Source organism: Pedobacter jejuensis, from assembly GCF_003725795.1.
GTDB classification, from domain to species: Bacteria; Bacteroidota; Bacteroidia; order Sphingobacteriales; family Sphingobacteriaceae; genus Pedobacter; species Pedobacter jejuensis.
Window position 1 is genome coordinate 310,421 of the sequence record NZ_RBEE01000043.1, and the last position, 6,247, is coordinate 316,667.

Sequence of the window (6,247 nt, forward strand, 5' to 3'; positions counted from 1 at the left end):
TTGTGTTTCTGATATATTACTTTGATGATCATCAGGATGGTCATCACTTTTGCTGTACTTCTTGCTCGATGGAATTACTGCCATCATCATTTTTAAATTGGCCCAGCTGGTACCATTCAAGCAAAAATCCCATGTGAATGAAGGATAGTATTTGATTAATCCTCCAATCGCGTCATAGATACATTGTTTTCGAAGGCTATCATCTCCTCCGTCTTCAGTAGGCTCATCCCTTTTAGTAAGATGATAGAATTCAAAAAATTTTCTAATCTACTATGCTCAATCAATCGCATTAGTAGTCCGTAGAAATCGAGTGTGTCCAGGTTTTTTAATAAAAAGGTTTGAATACTACTATCAGGCTCTTCATCTGTATTCAGCAATAGGATAGCAATAAGTTTTACAGCTGTTTTTGCATCGACACAGATTGATTTTATCTGCTCTGATATACCTTTTATTTGTCCCTTCTCTGTTTCAGATTCTAAGTCCAACATGTTATCTGAAAAAAAAACAAGCGTACTTAATGAAGCCCGCCTTACTTTGAATTTAACTTCAGTCTGTTTTTTAATCTTTTGGAAAAATGTTGGCTTGATGATATCTACCTGAATCTCGATGACTTTATTTAAAACAACATCTGCTGTCGCTTTTAAAATTTGTTTTTCAGTCATAAGAATAAATTAAGCCCCGCAAATAATGCAGGGCTAAGTTTTTAGGCTGGATCTGGTACAGATAATGTCCAAGCAGCTGTATCCACTTTCGATGGAGCCAAAGCTTTCCAGTTAATTATTAATTTTCCAAGCTCACTATCCTGGAAATTGAATTGCCAAACAGGCAAAAGCTGCATTCTAACAACTCCTAAAATTGCACCGTTTTTACTTTCAATTTCTCCTGATACTTCGATTGGATTATACACTGCTGGTGGAGTATATAATTTTTTCTTAGCAGAACCAGTTCCAACAGATGTGCTTGTACCTCCAGCAACCTTAATTGCTGTATCAGGGTGTACATCATAGCATTCTAACACTCCCGATAATTGAGGTTCTTCCGTAACTACGGATTCAAATGCTTGAGACTGCTCTTCGATGTTAAAATCCTGAGTAGTTGCTTCAGAAGTTGTTGCTGTTGTAGAACCTTTAACGGTTGTACCTAAAGCAGTGAGCGCCTGACCCATTCCGCCATCAACTGCAATTGCGCCAATACGAAATGCTTTATAACCTTTTAATGACTTTGCCATTGTGTTTGATATTAAATGTTAATATTTCTAAATACTGTTCTTATGTTGTTGTAGTGCTCAGCGAACCCATCATTTTCAATCATGTATTCATCCTCAACTCTAATGCTATATTCATCTGTGTCGTAATCCTCAAATAAATCATCAACCTGGATAGTGAGCTCTTTCAGTCGTGGAAAATTCGGTTGACTTCTGTCTTTTTTTATTTCACCTTCGACTAATCTATCCTGTTCAAGATTCGGTACATAGATGTTCACGTTAACTCTACAAACTTGTAATTGGTCCTTAGTAATCGGCAAAGCATTAATAACTATACATTCCCCTACAAAATCATCTGGTTTTTTGCCTTTGAAAACATCAGGTAAAACCCCTGCCGCCATAAGCAGCTTATAATAGATTTCCAGTACAACAATTGCGATTAACTTAGCCACTTACTTTTCCGTTTATCCGTTCTAATGCGGATTTTAATAGTTTTTCAATCTTCTGACTGCTTCCTGTGATTACGTCCTTACCAATACTTTCAACAGCTGCTGCATAGTTCATTCCCGCTCCACATACAAGTGCAAATCCTTTGGGATAATCTCTGGCTATCTTGTTAGCTATTTTTTTAGCTTCTTTTAGTCCTTCATCACCGCCAGTAGCTGCTTCAAATCCATCAGATAAAACTTTACCATTGTAAAGCACTTTAAAAAATAGAGAACTTCTTAAGTTTCCAGTTCTATCAGAGTAAGCTCCATCTTCCCGGGCAATCCTTAGAAATGTTTCCCCTGTGAATTTTAATCTTGCTTCAACTGCTCTATGGTATGCATCAACCTTTTTTTTGATAGCGTTTTTTATGTCTTGCTTTGTGAATTTTGGAGTTATACCCATAACCGCGTATTCAATCTGCCAGCACCAAAAAACCTCAACACCGGACCTTTATAGAAAACTTTACCCTTGTAAACGAACTCAACAATAGTTTTCTCAGGTATATCTACAATCTCTGCAGGTAAATAAACCAGATAATTAAAGATTACTTTATCACCATCCACTCCTGGTAATGGTTTGCCGGTCCCATTCGGAACAGCTCTACATTCTAACTCTAAATCACTTATTGTCGAATTGCCCGGTACCCAGTCTCCATTTTCATCTTTGGCTGGTTCAACAGCTCCAATGACAAGTTTGGTTTTTAGCGTATGAGGGAATCTTCCAAAATCTACCATGGTGATACTCCCGTAACTTTAGGCTGGCCAGTAGCAAATAAATCCGGTTCGTTCCATCTACCAACCAAAAAGGAATACATCTTTAAAAGCGTATCCCTTGATGGTAGTGTTTGAGCGTAATCACCTTCCTTTATATCTGGGCTTGTTAGAATTACAAATAGAAGCGATGCAGCACATAAATCTATCCCTCTTTCGTTTGTTAGGTTGTAATCTGATGTAGGACTTAAGTCAGCATCGATCAGAACTTTCAACCATGTATTTGTTGGTAATGTAAAGTTTATAACGCTTTTAATCGCTTCTAAATTTGTCATTCTATGCTTCTTCTACACCACCGCGGGCTAACATGTCAGTGATGAATGCTTCGCCTAACTTGGTAACGTTATCACCTTTTTTAATTAGCTTCTCAATATCATGAGGATGCTTAATTGGGCCAGTTGCTACATACTTGGCTTCAGGATTAAAAGTTAAAATAGCTTTTGGAACCTCACCTTTTTCAGATTTAACACCATTAGCCGAGATACCTTTAATCAAATCATTAGCTGCAGTTCTAAAGTTTTCGATACCAGAAAGAACTTGCTCATTCGATTCAAGTAATTTGTTATTGGATGCTTTAGCCTCGTTATAAGAATCAATTACTTTTTGAACCCACTCTGGTTCTTCAGAAATTAATAATACACCCTCAGTTGACTGAGTTGAAGTTGTAGCAGTAGTATTGCTTTGGCCAGGGTTTGAATCATCTGGTTTTATCGCCTCAAAAACTTCACTGATTTCTTCTTCGGTAAAGTTTTTTTCATCCTTAGCAATTTCTGCTTTCAATGCTGTTTCGGGCATTGTTCCGTAAAGAGGGCCGTATTTTACTACGGCCGACTTTAATGTTGCGAGGTGTAACTTCATTGCTTAAGCTAAAGTTGTGGTTTCCTGAATGTAAATACCATCGATAGCTTCAAGAGCAGGGAATGCATTTAATTCAACACCGGTGAATTCTTGCCAAGGATTGTTCTCTCTCCATTTAGAGATAAGAGCACGATCATACTTAGCATAATTGATACCGTCGATTGGCTCCCATTCTTCAATAGCAATAGCATTGTGAACAATACCTAACTTACCATCTGGAATGAAAACAACATTGTTTTTCTCGAAAGGGTTGATGATAGTATCAAGCCCATCAATCTCAACGTTTCTACGTTCGTTAATCAAAACGAATGGAGGAAGACCGTTTTCAACCATATATTCGTTTACAGTTGAAAGCGTAGCTGAAACATCTCTGGTCTGTCTAAAAAATGAACCAAGCGTTGTAGAAACTGTAGTGTTCTTCTTAATCTTTAACCACTTCTCATTATCAATCCAAATTTCTTTGAATTTACGACCTTTAGATGCAGCAAATGCAACGGTGTCTTCGATATCTTTAAAAATATCAGCATTGTTATCTACATGATCCCAAGACTTAATAACACCGCGTTTTTGATAAGGCTCATTCAACAATGGAATGGTACCTAAATTTGCACCGTCAGGGTTGTTGATGATACCCGCATCAATAGTGAAAGTAGAAATACCTTGATAAAACATAATATCAATACGGTAATCTGTAGAGATACCAGCATTGGTAACATCGTCATCCAAACGTTTGATAAGCAATTGCTTAATTGCTTCATCACTGATTGGAAGATTTTGCATTGCCTTTAATTTTCTGTAATCAGATTGATTAAGGCGAAAAGCTTCCTTCATTGTAGGAATTTTTCCTTTCAATGATTCCAGTTTACCTCTGCTTCTGAATGGAGCAGGTGCATCAGGATCGACAATTGAAGCAGCAGCTTCGATTCGAGAACGTCCGATGATTGACTCAAAGGTTAAATCTGTTTGAGGTAAACCCCAATCAAGATATTGTCTCCATTTTGATTTGGCGAATAATAATGGAAGTTGTCCATCTAAAACGCCTTGGATATTTGCCGGCCTGGCAAGGTCCCCAAAAATTGAATCTACGATCATCTATTAGCGTGATTGAGAGTAAATAATTGTGTCCGGTAATGCAGCTGCTAAGCCAGCAGAATAAGGAACACGACGGGCATAGACAGTTCCGCGGATTACGATGCTAACACTTTTGCCAGATTCGACTTTTACATCGTCATATAACAAACCGTTAACTCCACCAAAGGACCCACTATTTGCACCAGTAGCTGATGAACCATATACGAAATCATTGGCATTCAAAGCACCAATAGTAGTTCCAACAGTTACACTGTCATAACCAGAATTGGTTGTATTAATAGCTGTGATTGGGTAAGCTGCACCTCCAGGAACTGCCGAGAAGTTACTGCCGACTAATAATCGACTTCCCTTTTTGATTTTGTAAGTTGTTGCATTAGCGGCAGCATTTTCATAAATTTCTGCTACGGCTAATGGCTTGGCTAATCTGGTAGCTTCATCATAGATCATTGGAGTACCTTTTGGGATATAAGAACCGACAACTAAGCCGGTAATATCTAAACCAAAACCTCCCTGAACTAATTGAATATCCTTACCGTAGCCTTGAAACACTGGTCTATCCGATGTTCCAAATTTTCGAGTGTAACCTAATCCACCATCCATTTGTAAAGCTTGTTTTAATTAAAAATTATTTAGCGATACCACCAGCAGCTTCAACTTTTTGCTTTGTATAAGCAAGAATTGAATCATCTACTTTTCCTTCATCTTGAGTTTCAGTAACTCCACTTATTGGAGCCTTGAAATTTCTTAATCCTCTGTTATTTGTTTGTTGACCTGGATTAAGCGTTTTCCAATTCTCTTGAATCTTCTCCGCTAATTCTTGAACCTTTTCTTCATTGTCTGGTAACTGAACAAGATTGTAAAAAGCTTCTGGAACATCTTTACCCACCGCTTCGGAAAGCTTTGACTTGATAGATGTAGCAGTTTTTTCTGCTCTTAATGACTTTACTTCAGTTATTAATGACTGAGCCCATGCAGGAACCTCATCGCCAGCTTTTGGACCAGCGGGTGTTTCAACTTCTTCTTCTTCAGTTGACAAACCTTTCTTTGCTTTAGCTAAAGCATCCTGAACTCGTTTGTCCCCAGTTTTTTGTACGAAGTCTGCATATTCTTTAATGGATATTGGTCCGTCTTCGAGTTCTTGAATTTCGCCCTCGATTTGGTCTTCTGCTGTTACTTTCTTAGCTATTTTATCAGCTATAAGTCCCAAGATTGCTTCTGGCACCCCTGGATTTGCTTTTCTCAGTTGTGCAAGGATTTGTTTTCTAAACATGCCGGAATTTTAGTGGTTTTATTTCGAGCCTCTAAATTAGATACGCATGTTAATGAAATCGTTAAACAGGTGGTTATGTATAGCCAAAGTGTAAATACTTTGGCTGTGTTATCGTGATTTATGAAGGCTGAAAATTACATCATCGGATAACAGGTAGTTGTATGACTGCAGTTTAATATGAGCTTTTGCAAGGAATTCTGATTTAATATCATCATATGCATATACCAATAAATTTGACCCCCTTTCGCCAATTTTAAATTGACCCCCAGAGTTGTTGCTTGAAAAAAGCAGAAGTTGTTGTGGAAAAAGGCTTTTTAGAATCGATCTTTTAAGTCCTGTTTAACAACTGTTATTTTACAAAAATACGTTTTCAATCTTAGAGTTTCTCCTTCTCATAGATTCACCAAATAATTCAACTCTTATTGAGTGATGAACGATACGATCAAGAACCGCATCTGCTATTGTTTTCTCACCAATTATATCATACCATTCCTTCACTGGTATTTGTGATTTAACTATTGTTGAACGCTTCTGGTTCCTATCTTCAATCAATTCCAGTAAAGA

The 6,247-nt window shown here is 37.6% G+C and carries 11 protein-coding genes; all 11 read right to left on the minus strand.

Going from position 1 to position 6,247, the window contains the following annotated elements; genetic code table 11:
• Positions 1-155: 155 nt before the first annotated feature.
• A complete protein-coding gene (locus D7004_RS17925) occupies positions 156-662 on the minus strand; it encodes a hypothetical protein (RefSeq protein ID WP_123207193.1) in 507 nt (168 codons plus the stop codon).
• A gap of 41 nt (positions 663-703) precedes the next feature.
• Complete coding sequence (locus D7004_RS17930; RefSeq protein WP_123207194.1) at positions 704-1,228, minus strand: hypothetical protein; 525 nt, start codon at positions 1,226-1,228, stop codon at positions 704-706.
• A gap of 11 nt (positions 1,229-1,239) precedes the next feature.
• A complete protein-coding gene (locus tag D7004_RS17935; protein WP_148042835.1) occupies positions 1,240-1,656 on the minus strand; it encodes a hypothetical protein in 417 nt (138 codons plus the stop codon).
• Positions 1,649-2,095: a hypothetical protein gene (locus D7004_RS17940; RefSeq protein WP_123207196.1), complete on the minus strand. Its 447-nt coding sequence runs from the start codon at positions 2,093-2,095 to the stop codon at positions 1,649-1,651. Before D7004_RS17940 ends, D7004_RS17935 begins: the two co-directional genes overlap by 8 nt.
• A complete protein-coding gene (locus D7004_RS17945) occupies positions 2,086-2,427 on the minus strand; it encodes a hypothetical protein (RefSeq protein WP_123207197.1) in 342 nt (113 codons plus the stop codon). The genes D7004_RS17940 and D7004_RS17945 overlap by 10 nt, the downstream gene beginning before the upstream one ends.
• Positions 2,421-2,738 carry a DUF6706 family protein gene (locus D7004_RS17950; RefSeq protein WP_123207198.1) on the minus strand — a complete coding sequence of 106 codons (318 nt, stop codon included), beginning with the start codon at positions 2,736-2,738 and terminating at the stop codon, positions 2,421-2,423. Before D7004_RS17950 ends, D7004_RS17945 begins: the two co-directional genes overlap by 7 nt.
• Before the next feature lies 1 nt (position 2,739).
• Positions 2,740-3,321: a hypothetical protein gene (locus tag D7004_RS17955; RefSeq protein ID WP_123207199.1), complete on the minus strand. Its 582-nt coding sequence runs from the start codon at positions 3,319-3,321 to the stop codon at positions 2,740-2,742.
• Positions 3,322-3,324: 3 nt separating this feature from the next.
• Positions 3,325-4,413, minus strand: coding sequence for a major capsid protein (locus D7004_RS17960; RefSeq protein WP_123207200.1), 1,089 nt, complete (start codon positions 4,411-4,413; stop codon positions 3,325-3,327).
• Between the two features lie 3 nt (positions 4,414-4,416).
• On the minus strand, positions 4,417-5,013 hold the full coding sequence (locus tag D7004_RS17965) for a hypothetical protein (RefSeq protein ID WP_123207201.1): 597 nt from the start codon (positions 5,011-5,013) through the stop codon (positions 4,417-4,419).
• Positions 5,014-5,038: 25 nt separating this feature from the next.
• Positions 5,039-5,683, minus strand: a complete 645-nt coding sequence (locus D7004_RS17970; protein ID WP_123207202.1) for a hypothetical protein — start codon at positions 5,681-5,683, stop codon at positions 5,039-5,041.
• Between the two features lie 354 nt (positions 5,684-6,037).
• The coding region (locus D7004_RS17975) for an ATP-binding protein (protein ID WP_167459534.1) at positions 6,038-6,247 on the minus strand (210 nt) is incomplete at its 5' end.

What these genes read in the sequence shown, in the direction of transcription:
- D7004_RS17925 (WP_123207193.1), bottom strand. Translation starts at nt 662, where the DNA reads ATGACTGAAAAACAAATTTTAAAAGCGACAGCAGATGTTGTTTTAAAT.
- D7004_RS17930 (WP_123207194.1), bottom strand. Translation starts at nt 1,228, where the DNA reads ATGGCAAAGTCATTAAAAGGTTATAAAGCATTTCGTATTGGCGCAATT.
- D7004_RS17940 (WP_123207196.1), bottom strand. Translation starts at nt 2,095, where the DNA reads ATGGGTATAACTCCAAAATTCACAAAGCAAGACATAAAAAACGCTATC.
- D7004_RS17945 (WP_123207197.1), bottom strand. Translation starts at nt 2,427, where the DNA reads ATGGTAGATTTTGGAAGATTCCCTCATACGCTAAAAACCAAACTTGTC.
- D7004_RS17950 (WP_123207198.1), bottom strand. Translation starts at nt 2,738, where the DNA reads ATGACAAATTTAGAAGCGATTAAAAGCGTTATAAACTTTACATTACCA.
- D7004_RS17955 (WP_123207199.1), bottom strand. Translation starts at nt 3,321, where the DNA reads ATGAAGTTACACCTCGCAACATTAAAGTCGGCCGTAGTAAAATACGGC.
- D7004_RS17960 (WP_123207200.1), bottom strand. Translation starts at nt 4,413, where the DNA reads ATGATCGTAGATTCAATTTTTGGGGACCTTGCCAGGCCGGCAAATATC.
- D7004_RS17965 (WP_123207201.1), bottom strand. Translation starts at nt 5,013, where the DNA reads ATGGATGGTGGATTAGGTTACACTCGAAAATTTGGAACATCGGATAGA.
- D7004_RS17970 (WP_123207202.1), bottom strand. Translation starts at nt 5,683, where the DNA reads ATGTTTAGAAAACAAATCCTTGCACAACTGAGAAAAGCAAATCCAGGG.